This window comes from Amycolatopsis orientalis DSM 40040 = KCTC 9412 (genome assembly GCF_000478275.1).
GTDB classification, from domain to species: Bacteria; Actinomycetota; Actinomycetes; order Mycobacteriales; family Pseudonocardiaceae; genus Amycolatopsis; species Amycolatopsis orientalis.
In genome coordinates, this window is record NZ_ASJB01000034.1 from 1 (window position 1) to 209 (window position 209).

Consider the following 209-nt stretch of genomic DNA (forward strand, 5'->3'; position numbering starts at 1 on the left):
CCTGGTCGTTTCGCTGGTGTTGTGTCCTGTTTGGACGCCGAGGCGACGCTGGTAGTGGTGCAGGCCGCGGTGGGTGCCGGTGTCAAGGTGTGGTCGGTGACCCGGGGCGCGGTTTCCGTGGGCGGGTCGGATCGGCTGACCGCGCCGGAGCAGGCGCAGGTATGGGGCTTGGGCCGGGTCGCGGCACTGGAGCATCCCGAGGTGTGGGG

Annotated in this window: 1 protein-coding gene; it reads left to right on the forward strand. The window is 70.8% G+C overall.

Translation table 11 applies throughout. From position 1 onward, the window contains the following. Window positions 1-21 precede the first annotated feature (21 nt). The coding region (locus tag L324_RS41545) for a SpnB-like Rossmann fold domain-containing protein (RefSeq protein ID WP_201769649.1) at window positions 22-209 on the forward strand (188 nt) is incomplete at its 3' end.